At 70.9% G+C, this 15,238-nt stretch carries 13 protein-coding genes; 3 read left to right on the top strand and 10 right to left on the bottom strand.

What is annotated here, in order from left to right; all coding sequences use genetic code 11:
• Window positions 1–434: 434 nt before the first annotated feature.
• The 4 genes from ACH34Q_RS13855 to ACH34Q_RS13840 form a co-directional block, all read right to left on the bottom strand.
• The gene (locus ACH34Q_RS13855; RefSeq protein WP_395983371.1) at window positions 435–1,754 is read right to left on the bottom strand and encodes a PhoH family protein; all 1,320 of its coding nucleotides are present in this window, start codon (window positions 1,752–1,754) and stop codon (window positions 435–437) included.
• Window positions 1,755–1,928: 174 nt separating this feature from the next.
• Window positions 1,929–2,684, bottom strand: a complete 756-nt coding sequence (locus ACH34Q_RS13850; protein ID WP_395983370.1) for an isoprenyl transferase — start codon at window positions 2,682–2,684, stop codon at window positions 1,929–1,931.
• Between the two features lie 410 nt (window positions 2,685–3,094).
• A complete protein-coding gene (locus ACH34Q_RS13845) occupies window positions 3,095–3,685 on the bottom strand; it encodes a hypothetical protein (RefSeq protein WP_395983274.1) in 591 nt (196 codons plus the stop codon).
• Window positions 3,686–3,890: 205 nt separating this feature from the next.
• The gene (locus ACH34Q_RS13840; RefSeq protein WP_395983273.1) at window positions 3,891–4,412 is read right to left on the bottom strand and encodes a hypothetical protein; all 522 of its coding nucleotides are present in this window, start codon (window positions 4,410–4,412) and stop codon (window positions 3,891–3,893) included.
• A gap of 330 nt (window positions 4,413–4,742) precedes the next feature.
• Here ACH34Q_RS13840 and ACH34Q_RS13835 point away from each other — a divergent pair, with 330 nt between their 5' ends.
• Together ACH34Q_RS13835 and ACH34Q_RS13830 are read left to right on the top strand one after the other, a co-directional pair.
• Window positions 4,743–6,320, top strand: coding sequence for a DHA2 family efflux MFS transporter permease subunit (locus ACH34Q_RS13835; RefSeq protein ID WP_395983369.1), 1,578 nt, complete (start codon window positions 4,743–4,745; stop codon window positions 6,318–6,320).
• Window positions 6,301–6,939: a TetR family transcriptional regulator gene (locus ACH34Q_RS13830; protein WP_395983272.1), complete on the top strand. Its 639-nt coding sequence runs from the start codon at window positions 6,301–6,303 to the stop codon at window positions 6,937–6,939. Before ACH34Q_RS13835 ends, ACH34Q_RS13830 begins: the two co-directional genes overlap by 20 nt.
• A gap of 123 nt (window positions 6,940–7,062) precedes the next feature.
• Here ACH34Q_RS13830 and ACH34Q_RS13825 read toward each other — a convergent pair whose 3' ends face one another.
• The 4 genes from ACH34Q_RS13825 to ACH34Q_RS13810 form a co-directional block, all read right to left on the bottom strand.
• Window positions 7,063–8,235, bottom strand: a complete 1,173-nt coding sequence (locus ACH34Q_RS13825; RefSeq protein ID WP_395983271.1) for a C40 family peptidase — start codon at window positions 8,233–8,235, stop codon at window positions 7,063–7,065.
• Window positions 8,236–8,646: 411 nt separating this feature from the next.
• Window positions 8,647–10,629: a thioredoxin domain-containing protein gene (locus ACH34Q_RS13820; RefSeq protein WP_395983270.1), complete on the bottom strand. Its 1,983-nt coding sequence runs from the start codon at window positions 10,627–10,629 to the stop codon at window positions 8,647–8,649.
• A 52-nt stretch (window positions 10,630–10,681) separates the two neighbouring features.
• Entirely contained in the window at window positions 10,682–12,070 is a 1,389-nt protein-coding gene (locus tag ACH34Q_RS13815; protein ID WP_395983269.1) for a dihydrolipoyl dehydrogenase family protein, read from the bottom strand.
• Window positions 12,071–12,205: 135 nt separating this feature from the next.
• On the bottom strand, window positions 12,206–13,147 hold the full coding sequence (locus ACH34Q_RS13810; RefSeq protein WP_395983268.1) for a ribonuclease Z: 942 nt from the start codon (window positions 13,145–13,147) through the stop codon (window positions 12,206–12,208).
• 205 nt (window positions 13,148–13,352) lie between these two features.
• Here ACH34Q_RS13810 and ACH34Q_RS13805 point away from each other — a divergent pair, with 205 nt between their 5' ends.
• A complete protein-coding gene (locus tag ACH34Q_RS13805; protein ID WP_395983267.1) occupies window positions 13,353–13,799 on the top strand; it encodes a pyridoxamine 5'-phosphate oxidase family protein in 447 nt (148 codons plus the stop codon).
• Window positions 13,800–13,856: 57 nt separating this feature from the next.
• Here the strand turns inward: ACH34Q_RS13805 and ACH34Q_RS13800 are convergent, their stop codons facing one another.
• Window positions 13,857–14,156, bottom strand: coding sequence for a hypothetical protein (locus ACH34Q_RS13800; RefSeq protein WP_395983266.1), 300 nt, complete (start codon window positions 14,154–14,156; stop codon window positions 13,857–13,859).
• Window positions 14,157–14,176: 20 nt separating this feature from the next.
• On the bottom strand, window positions 14,177–15,034 hold the full coding sequence (mca, locus tag ACH34Q_RS13795; protein WP_395983368.1) for a mycothiol conjugate amidase Mca: 858 nt from the start codon (window positions 15,032–15,034) through the stop codon (window positions 14,177–14,179).
• Between the last annotated feature and the right edge of the window lie 204 nt (window positions 15,035–15,238).

Genomic DNA, 15,238 nt, shown 5'->3' with positions numbered 1-15,238 from the left:
CATGCGCGCATGGGCACGCGCATGAGCTGTTTTCACCTCCCCGGACCGCCGCCTCGGCCTCGCGAAAACAGGGGGTGCGAGGAGAGGCACACCGCTCGGGGGGTGCTTACGGGGACACACAATGCCTGAGTCGCGGGCATGCTCTGCAACCGAAACGAGATGAATGCTAGGGATGGGGCGCTTGTCAACCAGCGCGAAGAACTCCGGAAACGGCGATGCGAGCTGGGATTCCTCGCCCTCGGCCAGGGAGATGTGACCTTCATCACAGTTACACGGAGTGATGTTTAGTGATCACTTGCTGTGATCGATCCGGCACGGATCCGGACCCGCGCGGGAACGGGCCGGGATCGGCCCCGGAACGGGCGGCTGGCGGGCCGGGAACGGGCCGGGCCCCGGCGAGTTCGCCGGGGCCCGGAACCGCTGTCAGGGACGTGTCAGCCGCCCACATCACCGAGCATGTCGGTCACCAGGGCCGCGATCTGGGACCGTTCCGAACGGGTCAGCGTGACGTGCGCGAACAGCGGATGCCCCTTGAGCCGTTCGACGACCGCCGCGACCCCGTCATGCCGCCCGACCCGCAGGTTGTCGCGCTGCGCGACGTCGTGGGTCAGCACGACGCGCGAGCCGGCACCGATCCGCGACAGCACGGTGAGCAGCACGCCGCGCTCCAGCGACTGCGCCTCGTCGACGATCACGAACGCGTCGTGCAGCGAGCGGCCCCGGATGTGGGTCAGCGGCAGGACCTCCAACATGCCACGGTCCAAAACCTCCTCGATGACCTCCGGGGTCGTCACGGCCGAGAGGGTGTCGTAGACGGCCTGGCCCCACGGCGACATCTTCTCGTTCTCGCTGCCGGGCAGGTAGCCGAGCTCCTGGCCGCCGACCGCGTACAGCGGGCGGAAGACCACCACCTTGCGGTGCCTGCGGCGCTCCAGCACGGCCTCCAGGCCGGCGCACAGCGCCAGCGCCGACTTGCCGGTGCCGGCACGGCCGCCCAGCGAGACGATGCCGACGTCCTCGTCCATCAGCAGGTCCAGCGCGATCCGCTGCTCGGCCGACCGGCCGCGCAGCCCGAAGACCTCGCGGTCGCCGCGGACGAGCCGTACGGACTTGTCGGGCTGGACCCGGCCGAGCGCGGAGCCGCGCTCGGACAGCAGCCGCAGCCCGGTGTGGCACGGCAGGTCCCGTGCCTCCTCCAGGTCGGCCTGCCCCGACTCGTACAGCTCCTCCACCCGGCCGCCGGAGATCTCCAGCTCGCGCATCCCGGTCCAGCCGGACTCGACGACCGCCAGCTCGGCCCGGTACTCCTCGGCCGCCAGCCCGACGGCCGACGCCTTCACCCGCATCGGCAGGTCCTTGGAGACCAGCACGACGTCGCGGCCCTCGCGGGCCAGCCAGCCGGCCACCGACAGGATCCGGGTGTCGTTGTCACCCAGCCGGAAGCCGTCGGGCAGCACGCTCGGGTCGGAGTGGTTGAGCTCCACCCGCAGGGTCCCGCCCTGGTCGCCCAGCGGCAGCGCCTCGTCCAGCCGGCCGTTCTCCAGGCGGAGGTCGTCCAGCGTGCGCAGCGCCTGGCGGGCGAAGTAGCCGAGCTCCGGGTGGTGCCGCTTGGCCTCGAGCTCGGAGATGACGACGATGGGAAGTACGACCTCGTGCTCGGCGAACCGGGTCATCGCCCCCGGGTCGGCGAGCAGGACGCTGGTGTCGAGGACGTACGTGCGCCGAACCGGGACGGAGTCCGTCCCGGTGGGGATCCCGGTGCCGGGACGGCGCGCGGAGGTTGTGGCCACTCGATCTCCCTGAGAAGAGGGGAACTATCGGTGGCGCCACAGTCCGCCCCCGTACGGCCAGGGAGGCCCTGGCCCGGGGCGGTGGTCGGCGACGGCCTCGGCAGGGGCGACCGCCCCTGGAGAGGTGACGGCCGGCCCTTAGGAACCGAAGCGCCTGTGCCGCGCGGCGTACGAGCGGACCGCCCGCAGGAAGTCGACCTTGCGGAAGTCCGGCCAGTGGACCTCGCAGAAGTAGAACTCCGAGTGGGCGCTCTGCCAGAGCATGAACCCCGAGAGACGCTGCTCCCCTGAAGTGCGGATGACCAGGTCGGGGTCCGGCTGACCGCGCGTGTAGAGATGCTCCGCGATGTGCTCCACGTCGAGGCCCTCGGCGAGTTCCTCGATGCTGGTGCCTTTTGCCGCCTGCTCGATGAGCAGAGAGCGCACCGCATCAGCGATCTCACGTCTACCTCCATACCCAACGGCGACGTTCACAATCAGGCCGGGGGCGTCGGATGTGGCCTCTTGGGCATCTTTCAGGACGCGTGCGGTCTTGTCGGGCAGCAGGTCGAGCGCTCCGACCGGTTTGACGTGCCAGCCGTCGGCGGCGAGCTTGCTGACGGTGTTCTCGATGATCTGCAGCAGCGGCTCGAGCTCGCGGGCCGGGCGGGTGAGGTTGTCGGTGGACAGCAGCCACAGCGTGACCACCTCGACGCCGGCCTCGGTGCTCCACTGCAGCAGCTCGAAGATCTTCGCGGCGCCGCTCTGGTGGCCCCGGTTGACGTCGGTCAGCCCCATCGAGCGGGCCCAGCGCCGGTTGCCGTCCAGGATGACGCCGACATGCCGGGGGATGATGTCGGTGGCCAGCGAGGACTCGACCCGCCGCTCGTACATCCGGTAGACGGCGTCCCTGATCGCGCCGTACGGGCCGCTGCGGCGGATCGCGGAGCTCAGTTTCTCCTTCGGCCCCGAGCCGTGCTCTTTTGGCTCGGACCCGTTCTCCTTCGGCCCCGAGCCGTCGGCTCCGGTACCGGAATTCCCTCGCACCCCGTCTCCCCGTTCGCCCTGGACGTCGCTGCCGGCTCGGTCACCTCGCCGACCCCCGTCACCTCGCCGAACCCCCATGCGGGTTTCCCTTCGCGCGGCCGTCCCCCGTACAGGACGATGCCCAATTATGACCTCGGGGCGATATATATCGCACCGAATCAGCCATAACGCGCCCCTCGCATGAACACGGCACGTGAACACGGCCCACGAACGCGGCGCATGAACACGGGAGCGAGCCCGGGGAAGGCGGCGGCGGTCCGATCACCGCGGTATGGAGGTTAGCCGACGGCGCGACCTCGCTGGTCGCGATGGCCCGCTCCGGCCCGTTCGGCCTCGGCGAGCAGGTCACGCAGGAATCGGGCCAGCTCAGCGGAGGTGAGCACGGCGCGTACGCCCCGTCCGCCGGCGCCCCAGGCCTCGATGACCGCGCGCCTGGCCCGCCGCCACCGTCCGTACGGGGAGCCCTGCGGGCCGACCCAGACCGAGGACGTGCGCAGGGTGCACCGCAGCTCGCCGGTACTGGCCACGTCGCCGCGGTCGCGGTAGCGGAACGCGAAAAGCTCGGTCTCCCTGTCGATCCCCTTGTCGGTCCCCTTGTCGATTCCCCTGTCGGTCCCGGACGCCTTGGCCGGGAACCGGTCGTCGGGGTCCGGCCAGCGCGCGGCCTGCGGGGAGTCCTCCGCGCGGGCCGCCGCCACCTGCTCGGCGAGGGCTGCCAGGACGTGCCCGCAGCGCTCCCCCACCGCGCCGAACGAGTCGCCGTCGCGGCGCAGCTCCAGGGTGACCTCGTACGGGGTGCCGCCGCGATCCAGCGACGCGACGGGCAGCACCGCCAGCGATGAACCGTCCAGACAGCGAAGTCCGCCCATGACCGCAACCCCCCGACCGCGTCCGTGTCCCTGCCCGCGTCCCGTGCCCGCCCCCTCTTCCTGGCACATTAGGCCAGGTCATTACCATGATCACACCTTGCCACCGTTGTGATCACGTAAGGAAGCGGCGGGCCGGGCCGGAGCACCGACCCGGGGCGCCGGGCAGGATCACTGGCCGGATCGCTGGGCCGGGCCAGGGGAACGGTCAGGCGCTGGGGCCGGCGGCGCGGGCGCGCTCGACGTACTCCAGGGCGTCGCGCAGCTCGGCCAGCCACTCGTCGGTGTTCTTGCCGACCAGCCGCACGCACCAGGCCAGCGCGTCGCTGCGGCTGCGCGCGACGCCCGCCTCGACCAGGGTGTCCAGTACGCGGCGCTCGGGCTGGCGCAGCCGGGTCATGACCGGCACCGACAGCGTCGTGAACATCTCCCGCTGGTCGCCGCAGGCGGCGCCCCAGGAGACCTTGTGGCCGAACCGGTGCTCGGCCTCCCTGGCGATGGCGATGCGCTGGTCACGGGTGTCCTCGCGGAACCGGTTGATATGGCCGGCCAGTACTCCCGCGCGCTCGGTCTCGCTCACCCCGCCGGCCGCGGCCGGCTCGGGCAGCCGGCCGACCACGCTGACCTCTTCCCGGTCCAGGACGATCTCGGGCGCGCCCTCGAACCAGCCCTCCGGCAGCCGCCCGGAGAACCAGCCCCGCAACTCCTCGGCCGCTTCGCTCGTAGTCATGTAATCAAAATTACACCGCATTCCCTCCAGGGTCGAGAGGGCACGCAGGCCCGGATCCCGGCGCAGGACCGGGTCCCGGCGCAGGGGCGGAGCCCCGGCATGCTGCCGACATCTTGACACTCACACTCTTTTGAGAGTTACTGTCATTTAGTAGAAGCATTCAACAGGGGGTGACTCTCGATGGCGAGCCATGCCAAGTCGAGCCACGAACACACGAAGCACGAATCCACAGGCCCTGGACACACGGGCTCTGGACACACCGGCCCGGGACACACTGGCCATGAACACACTGGCCATGAACACACGGGCCATGCCCGCCGGTGGTGGGGACTGGGCGCGCTTTCGCTCAGCCTGCTGGCGCTGGGCTTCGACCTGACGATCCTGAACGTGGCGCTGCCCACGCTCTCGGCGGAGCTGAACGCGAGCACCAGCGCGCTCCAGTGGATCGTGGACTCCTACGTGCTGGTCTTCGCGGCGCTGCTGCTCCCGGCCGGGCTGCTGGGTGACCGGTTCGGCCGCAAGCGGCTGCTGCTGCTCGGCCTGGCGATCTTCGCCGCGGCCTCGCTGGCCGGGGCACTGGCCACCGGCGCCGGCGGGGTGATCGCGGCCCGGCTCTTGATGGGCGTCGGGGCGGCGATCGTGCTGCCGCTGTCCATGTCGATGCTGCCCGCGATCTTCCCGCCGGAGGAGCGCACCCGCGCGGTGGCGGTCTGGACGGCCTCGATGGCGCTCGGCCTGCCGCTCGGCCCGCTGCTGGGCGGCTGGCTGCTGGAGCACTTCTGGTGGGGCTCGATCTTCCTGGTCAACGTCCCGCCGGCGGTGATCGGCGCGATCGCGATCGCGCTGCTGCTGCCCGAGTCGCGCGACCCCGCCGCGCCCCGGGTCGACTGGGCCGGCTCGCTGCTGTCGATGGCCGGTCTGGTGGCACTGGTGTACGGGGTCATCGAGGGACCGGCGCGGGGCTGGACGGACCCGCTCACGCTGGCGGCCGTCCTGGGCGGGCTGCTCCTGCTGACCGCGTTCGTCCGGTGGGAACTCCGGGCCCGGGAGCCGATCATGGACGTGGGGCTGTTCCGGGACCGGACGTTCCTGTGGGCCCTGATCGCCGGTACGACCGGCTCGCTGGTCATGGCGGGCGCGCTGTTCGTCCTCCCGCAGTTCCTCCAGGTCGTGCAGGGCCACGGCGTCTTCGGTACCGGGCTGCGGCTGATCCCGATGCTGCTCGGCCTGATGGTCGGCGGGCTGGTCACCGAGCGGCTGACGGGCCGTACCGGGGCCAAGCCGATCATGGTCGCCGGGCTGCTGGTGCTGGCGGCCGGTCTCGGCGCCGGCGCGCTCACCGACGCCGCGCTCACCGACGCCACCCTCGCCAACGCCACCGGGACCGACCCGTACAGCACCTTCTCGTTCACGGCCTACCCGTACACCGCGTTCTGGCTGAGCGTGACCGGCGTGGGCATCGGGCTAACCATGGTGCCCGCGATGGACACCGTGCTGTCCCGGTTGCCCGACGACCAGGCGGGGCGCGGTTCGGGGCTGGTGCAGGCGCTGCGGCAGACCGGCGCGGCGCTGGGGATCGCCGGGCTGGGCAGCCTGGTCGCCTCGGTCTACCGCGACCGGCTCGACCTCGCCGGCCTCCCCGCGCCCGCCGCCGAGACCGCCCGTGACTCGGTCGCCGGAGCGGCCGAGCTCGCCGATCGGCTGGGCGACCCCGCGCTGCTGGCCTCGGCCCGGGACGCCTACGTCCAGGGGATGAACGCGTCACTGGCCGTCTGCGCGCTCGCCACCGTGATCGTGGCGGTGCTGGTGGCCGCCTTCCAGCCGGGTCGCGGCGCGGACGGCGGCGCGGGACGTGCGGAGCCGCCCGCCGATGCCCGAGAATCGAAGAATGAGCACGCCGCCTCCTGAGCTGTCCCTGGACCGCTTCGCCGACCGCCTGCAGGGGCTGCCGCTGCGGGAGCGCAAGAAGCTGCGGACCCGGAGGGCGATCCAGGACCACGCCCTCCGGCTCTTCACCGAGCACGGCTACGACGCGACCACCGTGGAGCAGATCAGCGCGGCGGCGGAGATCTCGCCCAGTACGTTCTTCCGCTACTTCCCCACCAAGGAAGACGTCGTCATCGAGGACGAGTACGACCCGATCCTCGCCGAGATGTTCCGCGCCCAGCCGCCGGAACTGACCCCGATCGAGGCGCTGCGGGCCGTGTTCCGGGACATCTTCCCGTTCGTGTTCGAGAACGAGCAGGCGACGATGTTCTCCCGGACCCGGATGATGATCGAGGTCCCGGCGCTGCGCGCCCGGATGTTCGACTCGATGCGCACGGGCACGCTCGCCGTGGTCGGCGAGATCGTCGCCGAGCGGGTCGGCCTCGACCCGGGCGACGCGCGGATCCAGGCGTTCTCATGGGCGGTGATGGGCGTGCTCCAGTCGGCGCTGTACGCCTGGCTGGACAGCGACGGCGCCGTGGACCTGCCGGCGCTCGTCGACCAGAACCTGGAGTTCCTGGCCGCCGGACTCCCGCTCTGAGCCGTCCGTGTCGGCCTTCTGTGTCGGCCGGTCGTGTCGGCCGTCTGGGACGCCGTCTGTGTCGTTCGTGCCGGGCCCTTCATATCTGGACTACCGGTCGTAGCGGTCCAGAGTCCGCCGGGCTCAGCCGGCGATGCGGTTGGAGTGGCCCGGGTTGACCCGGACGGCGCCCTTCATGTTGCGCGTGTAGACGTTCTGGACCTGGACGACGGTGCCCCGGCGCGGTGCGGCGATCATCTTGCCGTTGCCGATGTAGAGCGCGATGTGCGAGATGTAGCCGGGCGCCGTCGGGTCGTTCGCCCAGATCAGCATGTCGCCCGGCCGGGCCTTGCCGTACGGGATCACCCAGCCGGCCCGGGCCTGGTCGGCGGCCACCCGGGGCAGCCTGATCCCGGCCTTGGCGAACGCGTACTGCATCAGCCCGGAGCAGTCGTAGCCGCCCTCGGCCTCGGACTCGCCGCCCCACACGTACGGGAAACCGAGCCGCGTCTGGGCGGCGCGGATCACGGTCTGCACCTGCTGGGCGGTCATCACCTTGCCCTGCGCGGTGGGGACCTTGCCGGGCTCGGGGTAGTCGATCTTGGGGTTGACCTCGACCGCCTTGGCGCCCTTGGGCAGCATCTTGCGGATGTGCTTGAGGTAGCCGGTGACCTTCTTCTTCGGCACGCTGACCAGCATCGCGTTGCCCGTCGGCACGCCCAGCGTCCGCGCGGTCGCCCGGGAGATCACCGCGTCGACGTCGCCGATGCCCATCGTGGCGTACGCGCCGACCCGCGTCTGCGCCTGCCGCTGCTGCCCGCCCACCGGCACCTGGCTGCCGAGTTGGACGCCGCCGTCACTACCCATCGTGAACGAGATGGCCACATCGCCCGCGGCCACGTTGCGCCACAGCGAGTCGGACTGGGCGGTCGGCTTGGGGGTGAAGTTGCGGAACGTGGACGGCTCGACGCCGAGCATGCCCACTCGCTTGCCGGCGACGACGGCCTGCACCGCGTCGACGACCTCTGCGCCCGCCACGCCCTTGGTGCGGCGGACCTTGTCGACCGTGCCGGCCGGCAGCGCCGTGGGCGCCGCGATCAGGATGTGTGGGTCGAGCCGCTTGCCCAGCGGCGCGACGGCCGTGGGCGAGAGCCGGGTGCTGCCGGAGGTGGCGACGAACTTCTGGTGCTCGGCATTGGTCCTGGTGTCGGGACCGCCCTGCCCGTGCGCGACCAGCACCGCCCCGTTGGCGGCCAGCGTCGTCAGCACCGAAACGCCGATGATCGTCGGAAGAACCCGGCGGTCCGGCTTGCGCACGGCAACACTCCCTCACAGCGTGGCCTGGCGGCCCCCACGACTCTTGCCTCTGCTAGCCCTGCGGTTCTTGCTCGCCCTGCGGTCTTGCTAGCCCTGCGGTTCTTGCTCGCCCTGCGGTCTTGCTGGCCCTGCGGTTCTCTCGCCTGCGGTTCTCTCGCCTGCGGTCCTGATCACTCTGAGGCACGGGTGCGGTCACCGTCCAGATACCCGGTCCACCGCCGGCCACCCCGGCAGGATGTCCGAGCTTCACAGGCCCTGCCTCAGCTACTCATCGACATGCCTACTCATTGGTAACACCACTTATTGGTAACACTGAGGGAAGGGGAGAGCAAGGTCACAGTGCCATAAAACGGACCGGCACACCAACCAACGCACCCATCAACCCACCAACGCACACGCCAAGCGATCCGGTCAGATCCGCAGCTCATGACCGAGATCACGAGCGGTCGTCACGGGCAGCCGGCAGCTGAACCCGCGGCACACGTACGCCGCCGGGGCCCCATCGACCAGCCCGCGTCCCTCAAGGAGAGGTACCTCCGTGGCCCCCGGCTCGCCGATGCTCACCACCGCGCCCGGCGTGACCGCCATCAGGGCCGTCCGGTGCAGCGTGCGGGTCCGCTCGTCCTCGCGCGGGCCGAGTACCGCGATCTCCACCGGCCCGGTCGCGAACGCCTCCGCCACCGCCAGCCCCCAGCCCGCGAACCTGGCGTGCTGGTCGGCCAGCAGCCCGGCGGGCGCCAGCGCCGTCCCGGCCGCCTCGCGGTGGCGGGGCGAGCCGGTCAGCGCCGCGTACGACAGCAGCGCGCCCGCCGCCGCGAACTGCCCGGACGGGGTCGCGTTGTCGGTCGGGTCCTGCGGCCTGCGGAAGAGCCGCTCGGCATCGTCGGCGGTGTCGAAGAAGCCGCCCGCACCATCGGCGAACCGGTCCAGCACCGTGTCCAGGAGCAGGCCCGCCTGCCGTACGTACGCCGGGTCCCCCGTGACCCCGTGCAGGGCGAGCAGGCCCTCCGCAACGTCGGCGTAGTCCTCGAGAACGCCCGAGTTGGCCGCTGCCACGCCCTCGCGCGACGTCCGTACGAGACGGCCGTCGTCGCTCATGTGCAGCCGGATGACGAGTCCGGCCACCTCGGACGCGGCGGAGACCAGGTCCGGCCGGTCCAGCAAGGCCCCGCACTCGGCGAGCGCCGCGACGGCCAGGCCGTTCCAGGCGGCCACCACCTTGTCGTCCCGGGCCGGCGGGATGCGCTGCTGCCTCGCCTCTAGCAACGCCGTGCGGATCCGCTCGTAGCGCTCCAGGTCCTCGGGGTCGCGCAAGAGTTGCAGCACCGATGAGCCGTGCTCGAACGTCCCGGTCACCTCGAACAGGGTCTCCGCGTACGCGCCGTCCTCCTCGCCGAGGACCTCGCGCAACTGTTCCGGCGTCCAGACGTAGAACTTGCCCTCCACGCCCTCACTGTCGGCATCGAGCGCCGACGCGAGACCTCCTTGGGGCGTGGTGAGGTCGCGCAGCATCCAGTCACACGTCTCGAGCGCGATCCGCCGCGCGAACGGGTTGCCCGTGAGCCGCCACCAGTGGGCGTAGACCCGTGCGAGGAGCGCGTTGTCGTACAGCATCTTCTCGAAATGCGGTACCACCCAGGCGTCGTCCACCGAGTAGCGGGCGAATCCACCGCCCAACTGGTCGTACATACCGCCGCGCGCCATCGCCTCAAGGGTGTGCCCGGCCATCGCGAGCGCTTCGGCGTCCTGTGTACGGGCGTGGTGCCGCAGCAGGAACTCCAGCGCCATGGACGGCGGGAACTTGGGCGCGCCACCGAAACCGCCGCGTGCGGTGTCGTACGAGCGCGCGAGCACCTGCACCGCTGCCGCCAGCTTCTCTTCGCTGGGCGGTTCCGTTCCGCCGCTCGCCAGAGGCCCGCGCGACGTCAGAGCCTGCACGACCTGCTGGCCCTGCCCCACCACTTCGTCGCGCTGCTCGTTCCATGCCTTGCTCACGGCCTGGAGCAGCGCCTGGAACTGGGGCCGGGGAAAGTACGTCCCGCAGTAGAACGGGTGCCCTTCAGGCGTCATCAGCACCGTCATGGGCCAGCCGCCCTGGCCGGTCATGGCCTGGGTGGCCTCCATGTAGACGGCGTCGACGTCGGGCCGTTCCTCCCGGTCGACCTTCACGTTCACGAACATCGAGTTCATCAGCGCGGCGGTCGCCTCGTCCTCGAACGACTCGTGCGCCATCACATGGCACCAGTGGCAAGCGGCATATCCGACCGAAAGAAGTATCGGGACATCCCGGCGTTTCGCCTCGGCGAACGCCTCGTCCGACCACTCCCACCAGTCCACCGGGTTGCCGGCGTGCTGGAGCAGGTACGGGCTCGTCGCGTCCTTCAGGCGGTTCATGCGAACGATCCTGCCCCATCGGGGCGGCGCCTCACTCGTTCAGGGCGGCGCCTCACTCGTTCAGAGCCGCGACGGCGGTCTCGATGGTGCGGTGGAACGTGGGGTAGGCGTAGATCATGTCGCGCAGGACCGCGACGGGGACCTCGGCATGGACGGCGACGGCCAGCGCTCCGAGGATCTCGCCGCCGTACGGGCCCGCCGCGGTGGCGCCGATGAGAATGCCCTGCTCCGTCTGCTCGACCAGCTTGATGAAGCCCTCGTTCCCGGCCTTGTGGATCCAGCCGCGCGCCGACTCCGGGATCGGCGCGTAGCCCGTACGGACGGGAAGGTTCTGGTCGCGGGCCTGGGCCTCGGTGAGGCCGACCGCGCCGATCTCGGGATCGGTGAACGTGACCCTCGGAACGGCGCGGTAGGCGGCCTGCGGGCCCGCCTCGCCGAGGATGTCCCGGACGGCGATCGCGCTCTGGTACATCGACATGTGGGTGAACTGACCCTTGCCCGTCACGTCCCCGATCGCCCAGAGGCCGTCGGCGGCGAGCATGTCGCCGTCGACCGGGATCGTCTTGGCGCCCTCGTCGAGCCCTGCCGCCCCGATGCCGAGGCCGGCGAGATCGCTGTGCCTGCCGGTCGCCACCAGGAGCCGCTCGCCGGTGAGCCGCTCGCCGCCGCCGCCGGAACCGTCACCGCCACCGCCGCCGAGTTCGAGGGTGAACGCGTCGTCGTGGTGCCGAACGCCGGTCACCTTGGCCCTGGTCCGTACCGTGATGCCCTCGTTCCGGAACACCTTGGCGATCAGCTCGGACGACTCGGGCTCATCGGACGAGAGCAGCCGGTCGGCCATCTCCACGATCGTGACCTCGGTGCCGAAGCGGGCGAAGGACTGCGCCATCTCGACACCGACCACGCCGCCGCCCAGCACCAGCAGGGAGCCGGGTGCCCGCTCGGCGCGGACGGCCTCGCGGTTGGTCCAGAACGGCGTCCCGGCCAGCCCGTCGATCGGCGGCTCGGACGGCTCCGTACCGATGTTGACCAGGATGCCGCGCCGGGCCCGGAACGTCCGGCCGGCGGCGGTGACCTCGCGCGGAGCGGTGATCCTGCCCCGGCCGCGGACCAGCGTCACGCCCTTGCCGGTGAGCCGATCGGCGGCGGTCTTGTCGTTCCAGCCGTCGGTGGCCTCGTCGCGGATCCGGGCCGCCACCGGCGACCAGTCCGGCCGTACGGAGGAGTCCCCGGCCATCCCCGGGATGCGGCGGCCCTCGGCCAGCAGGTCGGCGGCACGCAGCATCATCTTCGTCGGGACGCAGGCGTAGTACGGGCACTCGCCGCCGACCAGCCGGGCCTCCACGCCGACCACCGCCAGCCCGGCCTCCGCGAGGCGCCCGGCGGCGTCCTCTCCCCCCGGGCCCAGCCCGATGACGACGACATCGACTTCTTCAGCCATGCCCCACTCCTGCCCCGGCGGACCCCGTTCTCACCCCGCACCCCCAGACGCGAACTCCTCGTTGACTCGTGGCGAGTTCGCCCCTGGCGTTGCCCGTGGAGGCGAACTCGCCACGAGTCAACGTCAGGCGGTTCCTCAGGCAGGCGGGCGCCGCCGTGACGGCATCGCGATCCGGTCCAGGTCGTGGGCCACGACGATGTCGCCGGTGAACGCGGCGGCGGCCTGCCGCAGGAAGCGCGGCTCGTCCTCGGCCCGGTAGCGCTCGGAGAAGTGGGTGAGCACCAGCAGCCGCGCGCCGCCGGCCGCCGCGATCGCCGCCGCCTCCCGGGCCGTCAGATGCTTGCGCTCGCGGGCCAGGTCCGCCTCCTCGTCGAGGTACGTGGACTCGATGATCAGCATGTCCACGTCCCGGGCGAGCTCGTACGCGGCGTCGCACACGCCGGTGTCCATCACGAGCGCGACCTTCTGGCCGGGCCGCTGGACGGAACACTCCTCCAGCGTGACGGTCCGGCCGTCCGGCGCCGTGACCCGGCCCTCTTCCTGGAGCCGCCGTACGAGCGGGCCCCGTACGCCGCTAGCGGCCAGCTCGGCGGGCAGCATCGTGACGCCGTCGGGCTCCTCCAGCCGGTAGCCGTACGCCTCCTCGGTGTGGTCCAGCCGCAGGGCGGACAGGCTGAACGGCGCGCCGCCGGTGTCCAGCCGCATGCCCGGGCCGGACACGGGCTGCTCCCTGATCACGTCGGTGTCGCGGAACGCCGTCGCGTGCCGCAGCCGCCGCCAGTACTCGGCCCCGGAGGCGGGGTACACCGCGTTCACCTCGTGCTCGACGCCGTCGCGGGCGATTCGCTGCACGATGCCGGGCACGCCGAGGCAGTGGTCACCATGCAGGTGCGTGACGCAGACCCAGTGCAGGTCGGACGCGGTGACGCCGGCGAACGCCATTTGCCGCTGGGTGCCCTCGCCAGGGTCGAACAGCAGGCCATGCCCGTCCCAGCGGAGCAGGTAGCCGTTGTGGTTACGGGTCTTGGTGGGCACCGCGCTGGCGGAGCCGAGCACGAGCAGATCGCGGACGGACATCACCCCATGGTGCCGATGAACGGCCGAATAAGCGCCTGATTATGCTGGCGGGCGTTCAGTGATCCACTGAGCAGTGTCCTCGAGGGCAATGTCCTCAAGGGCAGTGTCCTCAAGGGCAGTGCCCTCAAGGGCAACGCCCCCGAGCAGTGCCCCTTTAAGCGATCCCCCAGGAGGCCCCGTGGTAGGCAAGCGAGACAGGATCCGGATGTCCGACGAGGAGGTGACCGCCTACCTCGCAGGCGCGTCCAAGGTCCAGGTCGCCACGCTGGGCAAGGACGGTGCCCCGCACCTGGTGACGATGTTCTACGCGCTGCTGGACGGGAAGATCGCGTTCTCCACGTACCGCAGCTCGCAGAAGGTCCTGAACCTGCGCCGCGACCCCACCATGACCTGCCTGGTCGAGGACGGCACCGAGTACAGCGAGCTGCGCGGGGTGTCGCTGTACGGCAAGGGCCGGATCGTCGAGGACCCGGACGTGCGGCTGAAGGTCGGGGCCGTGGTCGGTTCCCGGCTCGCGGGACTGCCCGTACCGGAGATGGGCGCGCCCCTCGACCCGGCCTTCGCCGAGGGGCTGGAGCAGTCGATGGCCAAGCGGGTCATCATCGTGATGGAGCCCGACCACGTCGTCAGCTGGGACCACGGCAAAGCGTGAAACCGGCAGGCCTGTTGAAGACCGGCAGGCCCGGTCGAAGGCCCGCAGGCCTGAAGGTCAGCCGGAGTCCTTGGCGCCCTTCGCGTCGCCCACCGGCCCGGCGGCCTCGGCCTTCTCTGCCCCGGCCTTGTCAGCACTGGCCTTCTCGGGCTCGGGGTCGCCGGAACGGGCCGCCTGCGCGCGTTCCCACTCCTGCTGCTTGAGGTCGGCCTCGCTGGGCGCCTGGATGTTCTTCATCCGCTTGTTCATCGAGCGGACCAGGAAGACCGTGGCGACCGCCAGCGCGATGAAGACCCCGAAGCCGAGGAAGCCGGGGGTCACCGTGTCGTCGTTGAGCGGAATGGCGAGTGGGAGCACCGCGAACACACCTTCTCGCACTACGAACACACCTTCTCCCTGATACCGGCGAACAGATCGTCCTCCGGCAACTCGGTGTCGACCAGGGACCTGGCCAAATGGTAGTCCTCGGTCGGCCATGCCTCGCGCTGGACGTCCATCGGGCACACGAACCAGAACCCGTTGGGGTCGATCTGGGTGGCGTGGGCGAGCAGCGCCCGGTCGCGGGTCTCGAAGTGGTCGGCGCACGGGACGCGGGTGGTCACCGCCCACGGCTGCGCGGACTCGTCGTCGAACCGCTTGATCCAGTCCTTGTACGGGGACTCGGCGCCGACCCGCTCCATGGCGCCGTGCAGCGCCAGGATCCGCTCCTTGTTGAACGTCATGTGGTAGTAGAGCTTGAGCGGCTGCCAGGGCTCCCCGGAGTCCGGGTAGCGGTCCGGGTCGCCCGCGGCCTCGAACGCCTCCACCGACACCTCGTGGGTCTTCACGTGGTCGGGGTGCGGGTAGCCGCCCTTCTCGTCGTAGGTCAGGATCACGTGCGGGCGGAAGTCGCGGACGGCCCGTACGAGCGGCTCCGAGGCGACCTCCAGCGGCTGCACCGCGAAGGAGTCCTCGGGCAGCGGCGGCAGCGGGTCGCCCTCGGGGAAGCCGGAGTCGACGAACCCCAGCCAGCGCTGCTCGACACCGAGGATCTCGCGGGCACGGGCCATCTCGGCCTCGCGGACCTTGCCGATGTCGGCCTTGACCTCGGGGCGGTCCATCGCGGGGTTGAGGATGGAGCCCCGCTCACCGCCGGTGCACGTGACGACGAGGACCTCCACGCCCTCGGACACGTACCGTGCCATCGTGGCCGCGCCCTTGCTCGACTCGTCGTCGGGGTGGGCGTGCACGGCCATCAGCCGCAGCCGCCCGGCGGAACCGCAGGACGGGTCGAGCGTCACATGATCGATGGGCTCGGACACCTGGGGAACTCCCTACTCGGCAACTACTACGCTCGGTAACTACTACTCGGTAACTACTACTCGGTCACTACTACGGTGAAAAACAGGACGAACCGTGCAGGAGGCACCCCGGTGCGAGGCCCGCCACCCGACGGAAGA

The organism is Actinomadura sp. 9N407, assembly GCF_044326315.1.
In the GTDB taxonomy this organism is placed as follows: domain Bacteria; phylum Actinomycetota; class Actinomycetes; order Streptosporangiales; family Streptosporangiaceae; genus Spirillospora.
This window is presented reverse-complemented; position numbering and strand designations above follow the sequence as displayed.

Coding starts and splice junctions, on each gene's coding strand:
- ACH34Q_RS13845 (WP_395983274.1), bottom strand. CDS start 3,685: ATGGGCGGACTTCGCTGTCTGGACGGTTCATCGCTGGCGGTGCTGCCC.
- ACH34Q_RS13840 (WP_395983273.1), bottom strand. CDS start 4,412: ATGACTACGAGCGAAGCGGCCGAGGAGTTGCGGGGCTGGTTCTCCGGG.
- ACH34Q_RS13830 (WP_395983272.1), top strand. CDS start 6,301: ATGAGCACGCCGCCTCCTGAGCTGTCCCTGGACCGCTTCGCCGACCGC.
- ACH34Q_RS13820 (WP_395983270.1), bottom strand. CDS start 10,629: ATGAACCGCCTGAAGGACGCGACGAGCCCGTACCTGCTCCAGCACGCC.
- ACH34Q_RS13815 (WP_395983269.1), bottom strand. CDS start 12,070: ATGGCTGAAGAAGTCGATGTCGTCGTCATCGGGCTGGGCCCGGGGGGA.
- ACH34Q_RS13810 (WP_395983268.1), bottom strand. CDS start 13,147: ATGTCCGTCCGCGATCTGCTCGTGCTCGGCTCCGCCAGCGCGGTGCCC.
- ACH34Q_RS13805 (WP_395983267.1), top strand. CDS start 13,353: ATGTCCGACGAGGAGGTGACCGCCTACCTCGCAGGCGCGTCCAAGGTC.
- mca (WP_395983368.1), bottom strand. CDS start 15,034: ATGGCCGTGCACGCCCACCCCGACGACGAGTCGAGCAAGGGCGCGGCC.